The sequence below is a fragment of the Clostridium sp. AF15-41 genome (genome assembly GCF_003604095.1).
Taxonomy (GTDB): Bacteria; Bacillota; Clostridia; order Lachnospirales; family Lachnospiraceae; genus Coprococcus.
In genome coordinates, this window is record NZ_QTMQ01000012.1 from 38,537 (window position 1) to 56,691 (window position 18,155).

At 41.7% G+C, this 18,155-nt stretch carries 16 protein-coding genes; 3 read left to right on the plus strand and 13 right to left on the minus strand.

Going from position 1 to position 18,155, the window contains the following annotated elements; genetic code table 11:
* Nucleotides 1-101: 101 nt before the first annotated feature.
* The 3 genes from DWW43_RS09290 to DWW43_RS09300 form a co-directional block, all read right to left on the minus strand.
* The gene (locus DWW43_RS09290; RefSeq protein WP_119963388.1) at nt 102-1,190 is read right to left on the minus strand and encodes an NAD-dependent epimerase/dehydratase family protein; all 1,089 of its coding nucleotides are present in this window, start codon (nt 1,188-1,190) and stop codon (nt 102-104) included.
* 106 nt (nt 1,191-1,296) lie between these two features.
* A complete protein-coding gene (locus DWW43_RS09295) occupies nt 1,297-2,112 on the minus strand; it encodes a LicD family protein (RefSeq protein ID WP_119963389.1) in 816 nt (271 codons plus the stop codon).
* Between the two features lie 120 nt (nt 2,113-2,232).
* Entirely contained in the window at nt 2,233-2,958 is a 726-nt protein-coding gene (locus tag DWW43_RS09300; RefSeq protein ID WP_119963390.1) for an HAD hydrolase-like protein, read from the minus strand.
* Between the two features lie 424 nt (nt 2,959-3,382).
* Between DWW43_RS09300 and DWW43_RS09305 the strand changes: the two genes are divergently transcribed.
* From DWW43_RS09305 to DWW43_RS09315, 3 genes are all read left to right on the plus strand, one after another.
* Nucleotides 3,383-4,327, plus strand: a complete 945-nt coding sequence (locus tag DWW43_RS09305) for a PD-(D/E)XK nuclease family transposase (RefSeq protein WP_119963391.1) — start codon at nt 3,383-3,385, stop codon at nt 4,325-4,327.
* Between the two features lie 458 nt (nt 4,328-4,785).
* Nucleotides 4,786-6,684, plus strand: coding sequence for an oligopeptide transporter, OPT family (locus DWW43_RS09310; protein WP_119963392.1), 1,899 nt, complete (start codon nt 4,786-4,788; stop codon nt 6,682-6,684).
* A gap of 150 nt (nt 6,685-6,834) precedes the next feature.
* Entirely contained in the window at nt 6,835-7,146 is a 312-nt protein-coding gene (locus DWW43_RS09315; protein ID WP_161117480.1) for a PqqD family protein, read from the plus strand.
* Between the two features lie 116 nt (nt 7,147-7,262).
* Here the strand turns inward: DWW43_RS09315 and DWW43_RS09320 are convergent, their stop codons facing one another.
* The 10 genes from DWW43_RS09320 to DWW43_RS09360 form a co-directional block, all read right to left on the minus strand.
* On the minus strand, nt 7,263-7,562 hold the full coding sequence (locus DWW43_RS09320) for a type II toxin-antitoxin system RelE/ParE family toxin (protein WP_008402466.1): 300 nt from the start codon (nt 7,560-7,562) through the stop codon (nt 7,263-7,265).
* Between the two features lies 1 nt (nt 7,563).
* A complete protein-coding gene (locus DWW43_RS09325; protein ID WP_008402465.1) occupies nt 7,564-7,812 on the minus strand; it encodes a type II toxin-antitoxin system prevent-host-death family antitoxin in 249 nt (82 codons plus the stop codon).
* A 135-nt stretch (nt 7,813-7,947) separates the two neighbouring features.
* Nucleotides 7,948-10,392, minus strand: coding sequence for an RNA polymerase sigma factor (locus tag DWW43_RS09330; RefSeq protein ID WP_119963393.1), 2,445 nt, complete (start codon nt 10,390-10,392; stop codon nt 7,948-7,950).
* 65 nt (nt 10,393-10,457) lie between these two features.
* Complete coding sequence (locus DWW43_RS12400) at nt 10,458-10,586, minus strand: hypothetical protein (protein ID WP_264293245.1); 129 nt, start codon at nt 10,584-10,586, stop codon at nt 10,458-10,460.
* Between the two features lie 109 nt (nt 10,587-10,695).
* Complete coding sequence (locus tag DWW43_RS09335) at nt 10,696-11,784, minus strand: fibronectin type III domain-containing protein (protein WP_119963394.1); 1,089 nt, start codon at nt 11,782-11,784, stop codon at nt 10,696-10,698.
* Nucleotides 11,785-11,814: 30 nt separating this feature from the next.
* Nucleotides 11,815-12,168, minus strand: coding sequence for a hypothetical protein (locus DWW43_RS09340; protein ID WP_119963395.1), 354 nt, complete (start codon nt 12,166-12,168; stop codon nt 11,815-11,817).
* 137 nt (nt 12,169-12,305) lie between these two features.
* Nucleotides 12,306-13,583 carry a DUF4143 domain-containing protein gene (locus DWW43_RS09345; protein ID WP_119963396.1) on the minus strand — a complete coding sequence of 426 codons (1,278 nt, stop codon included), beginning with the start codon at nt 13,581-13,583 and terminating at the stop codon, nt 12,306-12,308.
* A gap of 272 nt (nt 13,584-13,855) precedes the next feature.
* The gene (locus DWW43_RS09350) at nt 13,856-15,658 is read right to left on the minus strand and encodes an RNA polymerase sigma factor (RefSeq protein WP_119963397.1); all 1,803 of its coding nucleotides are present in this window, start codon (nt 15,656-15,658) and stop codon (nt 13,856-13,858) included.
* A 78-nt stretch (nt 15,659-15,736) separates the two neighbouring features.
* Nucleotides 15,737-16,675 carry a PD-(D/E)XK nuclease family transposase gene (locus DWW43_RS09355; protein ID WP_119963398.1) on the minus strand — a complete coding sequence of 313 codons (939 nt, stop codon included), beginning with the start codon at nt 16,673-16,675 and terminating at the stop codon, nt 15,737-15,739.
* A 213-nt stretch (nt 16,676-16,888) separates the two neighbouring features.
* A complete protein-coding gene (locus DWW43_RS09360; protein ID WP_119963399.1) occupies nt 16,889-17,974 on the minus strand; it encodes a hypothetical protein in 1,086 nt (361 codons plus the stop codon).
* Between the last annotated feature and the right edge of the window lie 181 nt (nt 17,975-18,155).

Consider the following 18,155-nt stretch of genomic DNA (forward strand, 5'->3'; position numbering starts at 1 on the left):
TTCTTTATCCCAGACTTTCCTGTAATGCAAATAACTGCTGCTACCATAGAACAGGTCGTCCCCTGCAGCAGCAGCAGTTTCTGTTTATTTCTTTCCGAACTTTATCTTGTATACTCCATGCTCTTCATCATACGGGTATACATTTCCTCAAGACCGATCACCGGCTTCCAGCCAAGTGCCTGAAGTTTATCTGAATTCAATCGCATATTTACATCCGGTGCATAGCCAAATGTCATGGCACTTTCCGGTATGTCAAATACGACCTTGATCTCATTATTTGCCAGTTTCTCTGCAACCATCTTTGCCATATCTCCGATCGTGATGTGTGCTTCCGGATGTGCTACGGTATAGGCTTCACCATCATTTCCTTTTACAAGAAGGAGTAAGATACCCATTACGGCATCTCTGGTATAGCAGTAGTTACCAACGGATTTTCCGGCTGTGTGCAGAACGATATCTGTCTTATTCATAGCAGCCTTTGCAAACTGTGCAAATACACGGTTCTCCTCATAGCTGATGCCTGCGCCAAATGTCTGTGACAGTCTTGCGATACGAACCGGCAGCTTATACTCACTTGCGTAAGAAGAACACATACATTCGCAGAGACGTTTGCCCTCCGGATAACAGCTTCTTGGATTGTGGATATCGATGTATCCCAGATCATCTTCCTTTACATATGGCTTTTCAGGATCCGGTGCGCCAAATGCTTCCATCGATGATATATATACAACACCCTCGGACTGCTTCTCCTTACCAAGGTCTAACATATTCTTTGTACCATTTACCGCAGTCATGATCGTCTCTACCGGATAGTCCACAAAGAACTTAGATGCTGTAGGACTTGCCGCATGGATGATGTAGTTGATCTGTACTTCTGAGATTTTCTTGCCATTTGACAGGGTTACAGTCTCATCGGTAACCGGATCTCCGACATCACCGATCACATACACCAGCTTATCCTTTGCAAATTCATCATAGATCTTGTCTGCCTTTTCTGCATTTCTGACAAATGCATAGATCGTGATATCAGCATTCTTTACTTCGTTCATCTTAAGCAGTGCCTTTACGATCTGTGAACCAACCAGTCCGGTTGCTCCTGTGATCAAGATGGATTTGCCGTATAATTTCTCATAATCTCCACCTGCATTTGCAATATACAACAAATCTTCTTCTAAAATCTTATCTTTCATTATTATTTCCTCCTGCAATATTTTTTCTAAATATCTGTACGAATTGTTATCCTGTCATGGAAAGCACTTTCGGCATATTGTGCTATGCCCGCTGTGCAAATATCTATTATTCTTCCACCTGATACATTTTGATAATGTGAGCTTTCCGGTCTTCTTCCGGCGGAAGCTTCATATAGTCACCGTAAAGGGATGTCAAATAGTAATCGGTACAACCCGGTGCGATCAGCTCCCGTCCGCCAAATGTCACTTTCATTGGTTTTACATATTCTTCCCTTGGCATCTTCTCCTGCGGACCATAGCCACAGGCAATGCCTCCTACATATTTGCACGATTCAAAATCATACTGCGTACATAACCGTATCAGCTTCTTCACCGTCCGCTTCTTGCCCCAGATCAGATGTGCGAATGGCTTTAAGATCGGCTTCACGATCTTCTTGACCAGATTACCGCCGCGCCCGGTCTTCATCTTCAGATACTGAATGACTCTGCGGTACCAGAGTGCTTTTTTATAGATCTTCTCAATCTCTGCATCATCATCCGGCAGTCCGTCCATCGGGAAAATATCCATCCATAGATAGATGTCGTATTTGTCTTTCGTATAATATTTGTCCAGCCTTGTCCTCGTATCCGCAAGCTTCGTATATGGCTCATCCAGATTGCCAAGGCTTGTTGACAGGAACTTATGCTCCGGCAGAAACGGCTGCTCTTTGATCACTTCCTGTAATCTCTCATAATCCGGTCGTGGCATCAGAATGTCGATATCATCATCCCACGGAATAAAATCCTGATGTCTGACTGCTCCAAGCAGCGTGCCGCCGCACAGATAATACCGCAGCCCATGCTTCTCACACAGATCATGGAACATGAACACCATTGTTTTCTCACGCTCATGGATATCCTCAAGCGTCAATAATTTTCTCACGTTTTCGTCTCCTCTTTTATGGTATATGCCTGCATTTGCCTTCTATATACCCTTAATATCCTTATGAATACCCATTAAAAGTCTCCTTATAATATCAAAAGGGCCTCTGTCTGATCTCCCTTACAATGTCAGGAGCTCTTCCGGGCGGCTGATGATATATTCCGCGCCGGCTTTTTCAAATTCCTCACGATTTCCATATCCATACAGAACACCGACCGTATCAATTCCGCAGGCATGTCCGCCATCAATGTCAAACATCCGGTCACCGATCATCACGGCATCCTTTTCATGTATCTGTGTCTTAACCTCTGGCTTGGAATCGTCCATCATGACTGCCTCTTCCCGGTCTGCCGGTGGCATATCCGTACCTTCCGCATCGGCTTCCTTCAACCGCTTCAGGCACTCTGCGATCAGCACCTGCTTGTCCGAGCCGGTTCCATCCGGATTGCTTCCTACCACAACATCAAAGTACTGTGCCAGATCGAATTTCGCCAGTATCTTCTCCGTTGGTTCTGTCGGTTTAGAGGTCGCCACTCCGATCTTCGTGCCTTTTTCTTTTAAATCCTTGAGTGTCTGTGGAATGCCATCATAGATAGATGTTTCATACAGACCTGTCACATTGTATCGTTCTCTGTATTTGTCCACCAGCCAGAGTGCCTGATCGTGGTCAACATGACATTTGGATGTAAAGGAATCGTACAACGATGGTCCGATAAATGTCTTTAACACTTTCTCCGATGGCTCCGGCAGTCCGGCTGCATCCAGAGCATAGCGGATGCAGTTGAGAATGCCCGGCTCGGACTGGCTTATTGTGCCGTCCAGGTCAAATAAATAGTATTTATACATAGTGTTGCCTTTCTATCCGTTCAAAATTCACGCCACCATTGTAGCATAGATTGTTTTTTCCCTCAACAACATTGATGTAATCTTGGGTTATGGGGGGATAAACAGCAAAAATTACCGAAAGTTACATCCAGACATACCATTTGTTACATTTGCAGTCTTTTTCCTCTTTTTTCTGCTATGCTGTTCCTGTCGACAAAACAGGAGCCGGAAATCATGAGGAATAAAATTTATGTATAACCAAAACAACAATCATCACCTTAACAATCAACCGATATCAAACGAAAAAATTACCAACCATAACCATGCCAGTCAGCCAGCTAATGATTCTCCAATAGACATCCACCAGCTCTTTCCTACTCGCACGGAAAAGGAATGTCTTGCGGAGCTTCGAAAGCATCCGCGAAGCTACTTTGCATATCAGAACATGTCGCCAGAATGGAAGAACCGTTTTCTGGGATTTATGGAGGGTAAAAAAACTCTGCCTTTAACTTATGATCCATTTTTCAAGAAGCTGTTCAACCCGGACATCTATCCGGAACGATTATCCAGTCTGATCAGCAGTATCATCGGAACAAGGGTGACGGTTCAGTGTATCCTGTCAAATGAAGACAGCATGCTGCCGTCCACCTCGCTCCTGCTTCTGGATATCCTTGTCCAGTTGGAAGATGGCTCGATCGCAAATGTCGAGATCCAGAAGATTCCATACGCTTTTCCGGGTGAACGTATGTCCTGCTACTCCTCCGATCTCATGCTGCGTCAGTATACAAGAGTGAAAAGCCTGAAAGGAAACGCCTTTACCTACAAGGATCTGAAAACGGTTTACACGATCGTGATGTTTGAAAACAGTCCTAATGAATGCAAAGAGACACAGTCAGCTGATATTTATCTGCATCATGGAAAAACTGTTTTTGATACCGGCATCAAACTGAATCTTTTGCAGGAATTCTATGTGGTTGCCCTTGACGTTTTCCGTGAAAGTAAGTATGCTAAAGATATCAATGAACTTAATGCATGGCTGTCATTACTGACTGCCCAGTCGGTTGACGACCTTGCTGCACTGGTATCTGACTATCCCTGGATGGAAGCCATCTGTAAGGATATGTCTGAATATATGTATGATCCGGAGGAGGTGATCACCATGTTTTCAGAAGCACTTCGAATGTTAGATGAGAATACGGTTCACTATATGATCGATGAACTACAAAAGGAACGAGATGACGCAATTACGGCTTTGAACGAGAAAGAAAACGAGATGACTTTAGTGATATCCGAAAAAGACGCTGAAATTGCTACAGTTCTTTCTGAGAAGAACGCAATGATTTCTGAGATCGCGGCTTTAAAAGCACAGCTTGCCGCCCTCAATAAATAAACTATTTTATAACAATAACACATAAAGCAAAAACGCCTGCTGGCTGTATCCATGGAATATACGATATTCCTTAGGTACAACCAGCAGGCGTTATTCTTTAAACACATCCTACCTGTTTCCAGCTCTATGGCTAGTGGCAGGTGAATTGAAACATTAGTGGAACTTTCGTTATGAGGTTTGCACTAGCTGTCAGCACCAAGCCCTTGTCTGAGTCCGTAAGGACGAGTTTGGGCGACTGCTGACAAATCAGCGTGCGAACCAAATAGAAAGTGGAACGCGTTTCAAACCACCTGCCAGTAGCCATAGAGCTGGATACAGATGTAGTTTCCTTCTATTTTATTATTTCAGCTTCCATGTCTTGACATATCTGATGAAGCTCTTTTTTCAGATTTTCTGTGTATGTTTCTGCCAGACTCTGTACATACTAGTGGCATAAAACTATGATTTGAGGGTTGTATATGAAACAATTTAAACCATATATTCCGGCAGACAAGGTGATGCCGGAGCTTACACCTACTTCTGTGATTCTCGGCATTATCCTGGCGGTCGTGTTCGGCGGTGCAAATGCCTATCTGGGCTTACGAGTCGGTATGACCGTCTCCGCTTCCATCCCTGCTGCCGTTCTTTCTATGGGTATTGTGCGCATAATCATGCGCCGCGATTCTATTCTGGAAAACAATATGGTTCAGACGATCGGTTCTGCCGGAGAATCTCTGGCTGCCGGAGCTATCTTTACGCTGCCAGCCCTGTTCATGTGGGCAGATGAAAATCCCGATATAAAACCTCCATCTTTTCTGATGATTGCATTTGTCGCCATCTGTGGCGGACTGATCGGTGTTCTGTTCATGATCCCACTTCGTACCGCTCTGATCGTAGAAGAACATGGTACACTTCCATTTCCGGAAGGAACTGCCTGCGCTGAAGTACTGCTCGCCGGAGAAACCGGCGGTCACAAATCCATGCAGGTATTTTCCGGGCTTGGCATCTCTGCTGTCTATAAATTTATCGCTGATGGTCTGCATTTGTTTCCAAGTGAGATCACATGGACGATTTCCTCTTATAAAGGATCGGGCTTCGGTATGGATGTCCTCCCTGCGCTGGTCGGTGTCGGCTATATTTGTGGTGCAAAGGTTGCTTCGTATCTGTTAAGCGGTGCTGTGCTTGGATGGTTTGTTATCATGCCTTTGCTCGTTCTTATTGGAGGTGACAACATCCTGTTCCCCGCTTCCGTTCCGATCCGCGAACTGTCAGTCGATCAGTTATGGGGAAATTATGTACGGTATATCGGCGCAGGCGCGGTGGCAGCCGGCGGCATCTTCAGCCTGCTAAAATCATTTCCGCTGATCGCATCCACATTTGCCAAAGCCCTGAAAGGCTTCGGACATACAGATGGAAATTCGCGAACATCTAAAGACATTCCGCTTCCTTATGCGATCGGCGGTATCCTGATCGTAGCATTTGGTCTGAGTGCATTTCCTGATATTCCGATCAATCCGGTCACATCCATTCTGATCATTATTTTCGGATTTTTCTTTGCAACCGTATCTGCAAGAATGGTCGGTGTCGTCGGCTCGTCGAATAACCCCGTGTCCGGTATGGCGATCGCAACCCTGTTATTTGCAACGATCCTGTTAAAGCAAGCCGGCATAACAGGATACCGGGGTATGACATCTGCCATCTGCATCGGTACTGTTATCTGCATAATTGCAGCCATGGCCGGAGACACCTCGCAGGATCTGAAAACGGGGTATATCGTCGGTGCAACCCCATATCTGCAGCAGATCGGCGAACTGATCGGATCGATCGCTTCCGGTCTTGCAATCGGTGGTGTTCTCTATCTGCTAAATACCGCATGGGGATATGGTTCTACCGAGCTTCCTGCTCCGCAGGCAACCCTTATGAAAATGGTCGTTGAAGGTGTTATGAATGGAAATCTTCCATGGGGGCTTGTTATTGTCGGCATTTGCATTGCTGTCGTTGTCGAGATCTTAGGTATCCCGGTTCTACCATTTGCCATCGGACTGTATCTGCCGATTTACCTGACAGTTCCGATCATGATCGGTGGTCTGATCCGCCTTTTCATAGAGAAACGTCGATTTGCCGATGAAGTTTCCCGCGAAACCGTCCGCAATAATGGTATCCTTTTTTCCTCCGGTATGATCGCAGGTGAAGGGCTGGTTGGAATCCTGCTTGCCGTCCTTGCCGTATTCGGTGTAAGTGATCGGATCAATCTGGAACTTATGGGATTCCATCTGGGAAAATGGGGCGGCTGTCTGTTCTTCCTTGCCCTGCTTTTCAGTATGATCTACATGATCCATAAAACGAAGGATAAACAATCATCCAATAACACACTTTAATATATTCTCCCGGAAAGGATTTATTTTCTCATGCAAAAATATAATATACAAAATGTCATTGCAAAACAGAACCATAATCGTAAAGATACCCTCTCGCAATTTTTTATTAAAAGATCAAAATCCGGTTTTCTTTCCCATACTGCAAACTATATGGACAAAATCCCCTGCATCAATCTGAATTATACATGGGAACAGTCGCCCGATGGAATTATTGTGATCGAGATGCCGCATACCGGTTTTTATCACAAGATCGCCCAGAAATATTTTCACAAACCAAAGAAAAGCCATATCAGGCTTGACCGATATGGCAGTACCTTATGGGTTCATATAAATGGCGACAACACGGTATTCAATCTGGTATCCATCATGGAAGAACAGTTCCCCGAAGAAGCTCCTGATATGTTAAAACGTGTTATCGCCTTTCTTGAAACGCTGGAGAGAGTAAGGTTTATATATTTTTAGTATTATTGTGTGTAGTCTTCCTAACTTTTCCTAATAAATCATAGAAACAGCCATGCATAAACAAGAGCTTCCATCAACTCTCATTCATATATGGCTGTTTCAATACAATGTTCCTATCATTCAAATATTTTTGTAATATCACGATAACGATTAACGACACGATATATTTCGACATATTCATCTCCTACCTTGTAGATGATTACATAATCTTCCCATACAGCATACTTATAATCAGTCTGAAAACTAACTCTTTTGGAAAGCTCTGCGCCTATCCCTGGAAACATTTGAAGGTTTTCAAATTTGTTATAAATCTCCTGTACTGTCCGTGCTGCATACTCCTTATTATCTTCTGCAATATACTCTCGAATTTCTTTCAAATCCTTAACAACAATCGGATTGATCCGTAATTTTAACATTTCATTCCCCCATTTGTTCTTTTAGTTCTTCCAGGCTAAGCCAGCCTTCACCATCCTTTACCGCTTCTTCTGCTTCCTGAAGTTTCATCAAGAGCTTCTTTTCTGCTCGATCACGTTCATAATCTTCAATATCCATAACCACAAAACGTCCTCTACCATTCTTAGTCAGATACACAGGCTCTCCTTTGTGACAATTTTTCAGAACTTCATTATAATTTCTCAAATCTGAAACTGGTAAAATGTTAGCCATATACTTTCAACTCCTTCCTTTATGTATTGCTCATTTCTACTAATAGTATATGCAAAAAAGCTGTAAAATTCAACGTAAATTTTTACAGCTTTCTGCATTTATACAGGTTTCATCGTATCCAAAACATCTTACTATTTACTGTAACCCTGTGCTGAAATATCCATTTTCCTTATCTACATTATAAATGGCATAGCAGTCAAGGGCATCCGGTATCGGGACATTGTAATAATGAAAGCCCAGCCAATTCTTCATTCCATCCGGCATATCTGCTGTCGGTGCACCCGGAAGATACACCGTAAAGGTAGTACCCCCGGCAATTCCATACAGCTCTGTGAAAGTAGTTGTATAGCCATTGTCATCTGTTGTTTCTTTGCCAAGCTCATCATCATAGTTCAGGGTATCCAGCTCCATGGTATATGTATATTTGTCAATCTGCGTAATATTCTTAAAGGATCCGGATCCACTGGAAACTCCCCTGCCACTATAATTACTGTCGTGAAACGAAGCTGTAAAGGTTCCATCCGGTTTGATATCCATACTGGAGCCCCATGCACCAACTCCGCTTGACATAAGAAAGCTTTCCGGGAGATCCTCCGGTAATGTCATCTTTACTTCTCCTGCATTTCCGGCAGATATCTCTTTTCCGTCTTTAGAAGCCCTCTGATTTTTGTCCGCCTTATCTGTTTCTTTTTGTGTGATCGTTCCAAGATATTCCATAGCCTCATCATAAGTCATAGCGGTATCATCCAGCGTACCAAGAACCTCCTTGGCTTTATCCTTGCCCTGTCCATTATACATTAATAACGTATCAAAATTCTTCTGCAGCTTCTCTACCTGAGCATTATACTTATCCTCTGTGATCTCAGAACCATTCTTTTGACATGTGACAACAGTTGCTGAATAATCGTCATTCGGACCTTTCCTTCTTGTCCAGGTTGTTGACTTCTGAAGCATGCCGGAATCATCTACCGTGAATTTGATATAACTGTCTGTATAACTCTCATCTCCGAACCCACTATATGCATATAAGGTTCCCTTCTTAGTCGTAAACAGATAATAACTGGTTCCGGAAGCGGCATTTATATCCCAGCCACCATATTCTTCCATATCCGTTCCAAAGATTCTCTTTGCTTTTGTTCCGTCAAAGCTATAAATATCCATCTGTGCAATTGAAGCTTCGTTCTGTTCTGATCTTACCAGGATCATCTCCGGCACACCATCACCTGTAACATCGGCAAATACGATCGGCGTCTGTTCTTCTTTTGCAGCCTTTGTGGAATAATCATATTCATACTGCCAGTAATAATTGTCGATCTGTGTCTTATAGGATTCAAGTACCTCTTTGTATGCTGCTTTATAAAGACTTTCATCGATAGCTGACTCTGTAGTTATCTCCGTTGACGCTTCTGTCGTTGAAGCATCTGCTTCACCGGTGGTCGTCTGATCTGATGTATCATCGGTTGCTTCTGTTGCTTCCTTTTTATCGGTAGCTTTTGCCTTATCCTGTGAATACTTATAGGCGATTGTACCGCCTGCGACTCCGCCTACAATCGCGATCGAAGCGGCTGCGATCGCAATCTTTCCTGTCATGGTCTTTATAAACGCCTGTTTACCAACTGTAGCTGCTACAGTTTTTCCGGTTTCTACTGCACCCGCAGCCGATCCGGCAGTTCCTGCCTGTGTGGCTCCTCCGGCTACCTGTCCGGTAGTTCCTGCCTGTGTAATTCCTCCTGCTACCTGTCCGGCGGCTCCTGCCTGTGCAGCCCCACCTGTAACATTGCCTGCCATCTGCATAGCACCACCATGAATGATGCCGGCTGCAATATTTCCACCAAGACCTGCCATCTGCTCAAATACATGCGTAACGATCATATTTCCACGTTCTGCCATAAGCAGATATACAAGAAGACACATCGGTGTGTAGCTGTAAAGCTTGTAGCCCTTCTTCTGAAGCTCCTCTGCCTTTGCCTTGATATTCTTACGTCCATAATTCAGTCTGGACTTTACGGTGTTCTCGGAACAGTTCAATACTGTGGCAATATCCTTGATACTGTAACCCTCCAGATGGAACATAAGCACACAGATTCTCTGTTCATCCGACAGGGAATTGATCAGCTCCCGCACCATATCCTGTGTCTCCTGCACGGTACATGCCATCTCCGGCTGTGTGCTCATGTTTTCATCTTCCAGAGTATACTCAAAGACATCCCCTTCATCATTTTCATTCTGCAGATCAGAAAACAAGACTGCCTTTTTCTTCTGAAGTGCATTGATCGCAGTATTTACCACGATCGTACTCATCCATCCCGGAAATGCATTTGCATCCTGTAAACTATCTAATCTGGCAAATGCCTTTATATAGGCATCCTGAAGGACATCCATTGCATCCTGCTCATTCTTCATATACTTCATTGCAATGTAAAGTTTATTCCGATATGTATTCTCATATAAGAACGTAAATCCTTCTTCACGCCCTGCCTTTGCCTGTTCCACTGCCTGTGTATAATCCACACAGCTTCCGCAAAACGGACAGTTGTATTCATTTCCCTGTAAATCATTTCCGCATGTTCTGCACTTCATGTTATCCTGCTCCTCCTGCTTTTTATCTTATTTCTGTAATTTATATATTTTCTTTATACCTTTATTTATCTGGACTGCCTGTCATGCTCGATCCGGTCAAATAATTCTTTCTTGCGTTCCGGATCATCCGGCAGCTCCTTTCGTTCTTTTCTTAACAATGCAACAAACGCGCACACTGCCTTCCACACATCCATATATCTCACCTCCTGTTTATTGGACAGATCAGGTGGATAAAAAGTTTTAAGCTTTTGGATATTTTTTGCATTATTATAACATACCACAAAATCAGGATAACATTATATTCTATTTCTTTATCTTTACAGTCTTGTATTTGCTCCATGCAGAATAACATTTCTTCTCGCGGGAACCTGCCTTTACATAAGAACGGACACGGACATAATAAGTCTTGCCCTTTTTCAGATCCCAGAATGTACAGTTATTGTAATTCTTAAATGGCGCATCATATACTTTCTTATTCTTTTTGAATTTCTTATCCGTTGCGATCTGGATCTGATATCCGGTCGCCTTGCTCTTGCACTTCCATGTTACCTTTAACTTTCCGGATGAAAGATTCTTTACCTTGTTTACAGTGGTCTTCGGAACATCTGTAAATGTCGTCTTAAATGTATACATTCCGGCATAATTTGGATCAACACTATATGGCCAGCCTTTGGTCATCGTGATGTAGTAGGTTCCCTTTGGCAGGAAAAATGTGTATTTTCTGGTTCCCGGTGTAACACCCGTCTGAATATAGTGAATGTCACCATTTGTATTCTCGATCACAACATTCATTTCCTTGATCTTGCTGTTGATCTGAATGTTCATGTACCGGTTCTTTGTCATCTTCATCTTATAGATATCTGTTGTCTCGTTAAATGCAAACTGTCCTTTATAGGTCGTACCTGCCTTATAGGTAAATGCCATCGTTTTCTCATCGTTCTGTGACAGCCATGCCTCGAAACGTGTTTCGCCGGATGCCTTATAAGATGCCGTAAATGTGAATTTACAGCCGGTATAAAAACCTGCACACAGTGATAATTTATAATCACCTGCTAATAATTCTGCCTTATAGCTGCCTTTTCCTTCTTTGACTGATGCTGTATAGATCTCATTATCATACATATCACTGACTTTTATATAATTAAGCCCGGTATGTGTCTTTCCAATTCCCTCCGTCACAATCGCAAGAGAAAATGTACCGGATTTCTTCATCGTAAATGTATACTCATATGTATTCTGTGCATCCTCCAGCTCACCACTGTAACTCTGACCCCATACGATCTGCTGTGGACTGTTTAACACCTCTGCGGATACCTTTCGTGCAGGACTTACTGCACACATCATCACCATTAAAATTACTGCTAACATGATCTGTTTCATTTTTCTACTCATAATAATCTATCCTCTCTTTCTACCTTCTTTTTATTCAACTGTTTCAGCATCCATCATCTGCTCTTTATATGCCTTACGGATCGGAATGATCGGCAGTCCGATAAAGACCATGATCGAGATGAAGAAGGATACCATACCTGTAACGATGTCATATGGAAATGGTACGATGAGCCAGCCCCATTTTGCTATCTTGCCTGCCATTCTCACCGCAGTTCCAAACCCTCCGAAGAAGTAGGAAACAATACCTGCCATAACTCCATACCCCATCATGGACATCGGGATCCTTCCACCAAAAATACCGGAAAGGACAAATCCTAAAACGGTTAAACAGGTTGCTCCCAATGCGATGTACTGTGCGATTTCGATTCTTCTCATTTTCTTCATTTTTTTATTCTCCTTTTCTTTATCTGAGGAGCATTTCATCCGGAAATTCATCCATAAAAAATGCAACCTCTGTATCGTTTCACCTATATGACACAGAGGTTGCAAAAAAGTTTTATATTTTTTGAAATTTTTTTAAATTAATTTTTTAATGCTGTAATCGGCACAACATATACGCCATCCGGTCGTTTATATGCTGCATTAGACAAACCACAAATAACACACAATATTTTTGCAGGCTTTCCTTTGGGATCTTTTTCAATCTTTTTGTTTATATCTAATAAACTCTTCGCAGCGTCATCAATCTGATTTGCACCTAATTTAATTTCAAATGCGCACCATTCACCATTACTAAGTTCAACAACTGCATCTATTTCTTTATTATCATAATCCTGATAATGATATAATGAGGCACCAAACGATTCTGCATATATTTTCAAATCCCGTTCACAAAGAGACTCGAATAAAAATCCAAGTGTTTGCAGGTCATTGACCAACATCTCCGGTGTCGCATTCAACAAAGCGCAGGCAAGAGAAGGATCACAAAAATGCCGTTTCTCCGCTTGCTTTATTCTAACAGATGATCGGATATTTGTTGAAAATGGCATTTGATTATCTATAATAAAAAGTCGTTTGAATATATCCAGATAATCAGCAATAGTATCCTTATCAAGATCAGTATCATCCATTTCTTTCACATCTCTTGCAAGTGAAGTATTGGTAACTGTAGTTGCTTCGTTTCTCGCCAAAGATCGAAGTAACAGTTTCATTTTCTCCTTATTACGTTTTACACCATCCATTCTATATACATCATCGTCAATTATGGCATCAATATATTGAATTGGTAAAAGTGCTGCCTGTTCAACAGGTATGTCTATATTACCAGGCCATCCTCCCCGAATAATATACTTAATTAAGTTTTGCAGATTTACTTCACCAGTCATAACCGGAATTATATTATCATTACATAACTCTTTTAATGAAATTTCGCCAGAGGAATCACCAGATTCGTAAAGGGACATTGGATGCATCTTTATTCTTGCAATTCTTCCTGCACCACTATGCATGATTCCCTTATGATTAGGAGTTGCCGATCCTGTTAATATAAACTGTCCCTTTTCTCCTGTTTGATCAACCTTATATCTAACTGCATCCCACAACGGCGGAACTTCCTGCCATTCATCAATTAATCTTGGCTTGTCACCATTCAATACCAAATCCGGCGACATTTGTGCCAGCGTTCTATTTTGAAAATTACCTGCAGGATCTCCCATATAAATTTCACTATTACTATGGTAAGAAGAAGTCCATGTTTTACCACACCACTTTGGTCCTTCTATACATACAGCACCAAAGCTCTCCAAAAACTGTTCAATTCTATTATCAATTATTCTTGGTTTATAAGCATCTTTTATCATATTTTTATTATCACCTCTAATACGGATTATATACCAATCGGAGAGTTTTGGAAAGTATAATCGGAGAGATTCGTAGTTTTCAATCGGAGAGTTTTGGAAAATGCAACCGGAGAAATTTTGAAAATTCAATCGGAGAGTTTCGGGACTTTCAATCGGAGAGATTTGACATTTTCAACCGGAGAAATTTTTTGTAGAATGAACTTTTTCTTATAAAGTAAAAATGCCTTTGACTGATCCTCATAAACAGCCAAAGGCACTCTAATAATTTTTTATTATTTGCTCTCTTTAAAACATTTCAATGCATCTGCATAAGACATTTCCCAATAGTTTGATCCAGCATTCCAGCCTGCAATCACATTTCCTGATGAATCACGCTGAATATCTGCCACCTGATCATATAAACCATTTGGAACCCTTGATGCCATATTCTGTAAAATCACGCCATTCTTTCCATGGTGTATTTCCTCTCGTTTTTCTTGATATTCTTCCCAGCTCACAGATATACCGTCCCGTTCTGCAAGCAGTGCTGATTCTTCATCCCCCACTTGTTCTGCATGACAGGTCCAGACAATCGGCTGCAGATAATCTCCACTAGATGAAGCCACATCGAATTCTATCATCTTATCTATGACCCCAATCTCCGTATTATCACTCTGTCCATCGCTGCAAAGTATATACATCCGGCATCCATTTTCTGAAACTTCTCTAGTGCAAACTAATACATATGGCGTTCCTTCTGCTCCCCATTTGTCCCGGTTCTCATCTGACCTTGTATCAAGTTCTCCACTATAGACCTGTATTGCTTCATTATCTATATATGTATATATATGAAGATCAGCTTTATTCGGATCTGATTCATCCTGTGCAGCAAAGATCAGTTCCGGAGTATCGTCCCCCATGATGTTAATAACAGAGATTGCTCTGGGTTCTTCTGTCATTGTCGGTTCATTCTCCCTAAATTGTGAATTCTTCCAGCTATAATTCTCAATTTCCTGCCTGTATTCTTTTATTATTTCGGTATATGCATCCTGCCAGGTATTCTTATTGTGATTATAGATTGCTACTCCGGCTGCTCCACCTGCTACTGCCACTCCGGCTGCCGCCATCGTGATCTTACCGGCTACTGTCTTTAAAAAGGTCTGTTTTGCCGCTGTAGCTGCCGCAGTCTTTCCTCCTGCCGCTGCACCTGTTCCGACTGCCGATCCTGCAGCCCCGGTCGCTCCGGCACTTCCGGCTGTGACTGTACCACCGGCTGTGGCTGCACTTCCAGCGGCAGATAACGCACCTACTGCTCCACCATGGATCAGTCCGGCACCAACTACACTTCCAACACCTGCCAGCTTGTCGAAGGTTCCTGCTACCAGCATAGTTCCTCGTTCTGCCATGAGCAGGTAAGTAAGAAGTGCCATAGGTGTGTAGCTGTACAGCTTGTATCCCTTCTTCTGAAGTTCCTCTGCCTTTGCCTTGATATTCTTACGTCCATAATTCAATCTGGACTTTACTGTATTCTCTGAACATCCAAGAACGGTCGCAATATCTTTTATGCTGTATCCTTCAATGTGGAACATCAGCACACACATTCTCTGTTCATCAGACAATGATCCGATCAGCTCCTGTACCATTTCCTGTGTTTCTTTTGTTGTACATGCCATCTCCGGCTGGGCTGTCATATTCTCATCTGCGATCGAATATTCAAATGCCTCCCCATCCTGATCTTCTCTCTGCATATCCGAAAAATTCACTGTATGGCGATCTCTCAATGTATTCCTTGCGGTATTTGCAACGATGGTACTGAGCCATCCCGGAAATGAATTTGCATCCTGAAGACTGGAAAGCCGTTCAAATGCTTTCACATAAGAATCATGGAGAACATCCATTGCTTCATCTTCATTCTTCATGTATTTCATCGCAATATACAGTTTATTTCGATATGTCATCTCATACAGATAGGAAAAGCCTTCTTCTTTTCCGGCTTTTGCCTGCTCCACCGCCTCTGTATAATCGACTGCCGCCCCACAAAACGGACAGTTATATTCATTTCCCTGCAGATCATTCCCACATGTTTTGCAAATCATTTGTAGCCTCCCACACGCCTGTTGTTTCTCATTTTTTGTATACTTTTAATAGAAATATGTCAGATCCGTTTTTTCTGTTTAGCCTATTATAGCTTTTACTGTACTAACGTTCAGATTTGTTATCTCGACAATCTGATCCAAAGAATAGCCTTTCTTATGCATATTCAGTACAATCTCTGTTCTTGCCTTCTCTTCACCTTTGGCTTCGCTTTCTTCCTTGATACCCTGACTTAAATTACACATAATACTCACTTCCTTTTCTACATTATTTCCCTTAACAGGAATATCATACTCCGTACTGACCCGTTGCAGTTTTTCTTCTGCAGATAATTTTTCCGACAACAATGTGCCAAGCAAACGATGCAGTTCGTATTTTTCATCCTGCTCTGGAATCTCCTTGCCCAGTCCAATCATAATAATATTAGGAATATCAAGATCACCTTTCCATTGTTTTGCATCAATAAGATCGTCCTGAACCAAATGAATATGACACATACTGTTTTCCTGCATATTCATACATATCCAGATAGAATATACCGGTTCTATATCATCATAATTCATGCCGGTAAACTCCCGTTCCTTCTGTGAAGAAATCATTCGTCCCACATAAAAAATAGCACGATTAATAATCCGATATTTATCTGGTTCTTTCCTCTGAGCTTCTACATTAATAATGATCTTTGATCTTCCATTCCTCATCCGTACATAGAAAATTATATCAAAAAATGTAGTGCCTTCATTCATCTCTGCATTTTCTGTATTCATTCCTGTAATACGTGTACTGCCATACTCTATTTTCCGGTTTGTTGCGCCTGGTTCTACAGGTACCTGCCCAATGTACGGTTCTCCTTCGATCAAAAGAACAACTTCATCTGCTGTCATTCCTTTAAACTCATCGATTGTACGGATAAGAATATGTGCCAGTATGACTTTCTCTCCCAACAGGCATTTTGCCGCTGCATCATACTGTGCCTCTTTTTCTGTTTTGGTGAGCGTTTGTCTCAATTCTGTAATCACGTCTAATCATCTCCTTTCATGATTAAACGGATCTACATATTTCTACCACGTCTCACCGTCTCTCCAGCTTTTATTGTAACGTAGTTCACAAGGGATAGCAAGATTAAGAAAATAAAGGCAACAAAAAAACTGGCATACAGATCAGGTATCTTTTCTTCCGAAAATATGATGATCCGTATGTCAGTTTTTTGTACTTATTTATGTAGGGTTGTATTATTTCACATAAACCTTCTTAACTGTACTCCAGCCAGAGTAATAATAACGTGTTTTATAATAACCATTTATTCTTACATCCTGTGTTTTATAAGCACGTACACGAACATAATATGTTCCTTTTTTTAATCCATATGCACTTACATTCTCACTCTTACCATGAGAAAATGATTTCTTTCCTTTTTTAAACTTCTTATCTCTTGCAACCTGGATCTGGTAACCCTGCATATCTGAATTTCTTTTAAATGTAGCTGTAATTCCTTTTCCAGTATCCTTTACTTTTTTAATCTTAACAGTTGGCATTACTTTTGAAGAAGTCTTAAAGGAATAAGTACCTGTACCACCCACTCTCTCAAAGGTAATATAGTATGTTCCCTTCGGCAGAAAATATTTATATTTATGGACACCGGCTGTAATATTATACTCTCCAATAGTTACATCTCCGGCAGTGTTTTCTATAGTAATCTTCATCTGCTTTATCTTGCTGGATAATGTCAGATTCAAATACAGATTCTTTGGTACCTTTACTTTGTAAATATCAACTTTATCGCCACAAGCTAACTGAGCTTTGATTCGGCTTCCAATCTTATAAGGAGTTGCCATTCCAATCTCATTGTTCTTTGCCATAGAATGTTCTGACTTTGTTTCTCCTGCTGACTTGAATGATGGCACAAATGAGAACGATGCTCCTGTTCCTGTTCCCCAATGTCCTACTATCTCCAAAGTATAATTTCCAGCTAACAAATCGATCCATACGTTCGTCTTGCCTTCTGAAACTCTGGTAGAACCTACTACCGATCCACTCTCATCCAGGAAATTCATCTCCTCAATCTGTGTCCATGCACATTCACTTACAGAATCCACATTAAATGCAAGCGTTACCCGACCAGACTGTTTCAATGAAAAATTATAACTGTAATATTCCCCTCTGTATGTGATTACTCCACTATACGAACTGCCCCATTTCAGTTTTGTTCCCTCTGTTGTTCCTGCTGCAGATGCCTTCTGCACTGGCATCACTAACATTACGAATGCTGCTGCCAGCATTACAATTAACCCTTTCCATAAGCTCTTGTTTTTCATCATTTTTCTTCTCCTTTTCATTTTTTGATATTTTTATATTACAACAAATATTTACAGCTGCAAGAGAAACATTCTATTTTCCTGCCTTCTAATAAGTAAGACAGGGCGAAGTTGAAAAAGGTTTTATATTTTTTTAAATTTTTTCAAAGAACGCCGTCTGTGATATTTTTACCACAAACGGCGT

Coding starts and splice junctions, on each gene's coding strand:
- DWW43_RS09320 (WP_008402466.1), bottom strand. CDS start 7,562: ATGTTAAAATTACGGATCAATCCGATTGTTGTTAAGGATTTGAAAGAA.
- DWW43_RS09290 (WP_119963388.1), bottom strand. CDS start 1,190: ATGAAAGATAAGATTTTAGAAGAAGATTTGTTGTATATTGCAAATGCA.
- DWW43_RS12400 (WP_264293245.1), bottom strand. CDS start 10,586: ATGGATGTGTGGAAGGCAGTGTGCGCGTTTGTTGCATTGTTAAGAAAA.
- DWW43_RS09315 (WP_161117480.1), top strand. CDS start 6,835: ATGGACAAAATCCCCTGCATCAATCTGAATTATACATGGGAACAGTCG.
- DWW43_RS09325 (WP_008402465.1), bottom strand. CDS start 7,812: ATGGCTAACATTTTACCAGTTTCAGATTTGAGAAATTATAATGAAGTT.
- DWW43_RS09310 (WP_119963392.1), top strand. CDS start 4,786: ATGAAACAATTTAAACCATATATTCCGGCAGACAAGGTGATGCCGGAG.
- DWW43_RS09360 (WP_119963399.1), bottom strand. CDS start 17,974: ATGATGAAAAACAAGAGCTTATGGAAAGGGTTAATTGTAATGCTGGCA.
- DWW43_RS09300 (WP_119963390.1), bottom strand. CDS start 2,958: ATGTATAAATACTATTTATTTGACCTGGACGGCACAATAAGCCAGTCC.
- DWW43_RS09305 (WP_119963391.1), top strand. CDS start 3,383: ATGTCGCCAGAATGGAAGAACCGTTTTCTGGGATTTATGGAGGGTAAA.
- DWW43_RS09335 (WP_119963394.1), bottom strand. CDS start 11,784: ATGAGTAGAAAAATGAAACAGATCATGTTAGCAGTAATTTTAATGGTG.
- DWW43_RS09330 (WP_119963393.1), bottom strand. CDS start 10,392: ATGAAGTGCAGAACATGCGGAAATGATTTACAGGGAAATGAATACAAC.
- DWW43_RS09350 (WP_119963397.1), bottom strand. CDS start 15,658: ATGATTTGCAAAACATGTGGGAATGATCTGCAGGGAAATGAATATAAC.
- DWW43_RS09345 (WP_119963396.1), bottom strand. CDS start 13,583: ATGATAAAAGATGCTTATAAACCAAGAATAATTGATAATAGAATTGAA.
- DWW43_RS09340 (WP_119963395.1), bottom strand. CDS start 12,168: ATGAAGAAAATGAGAAGAATCGAAATCGCACAGTACATCGCATTGGGA.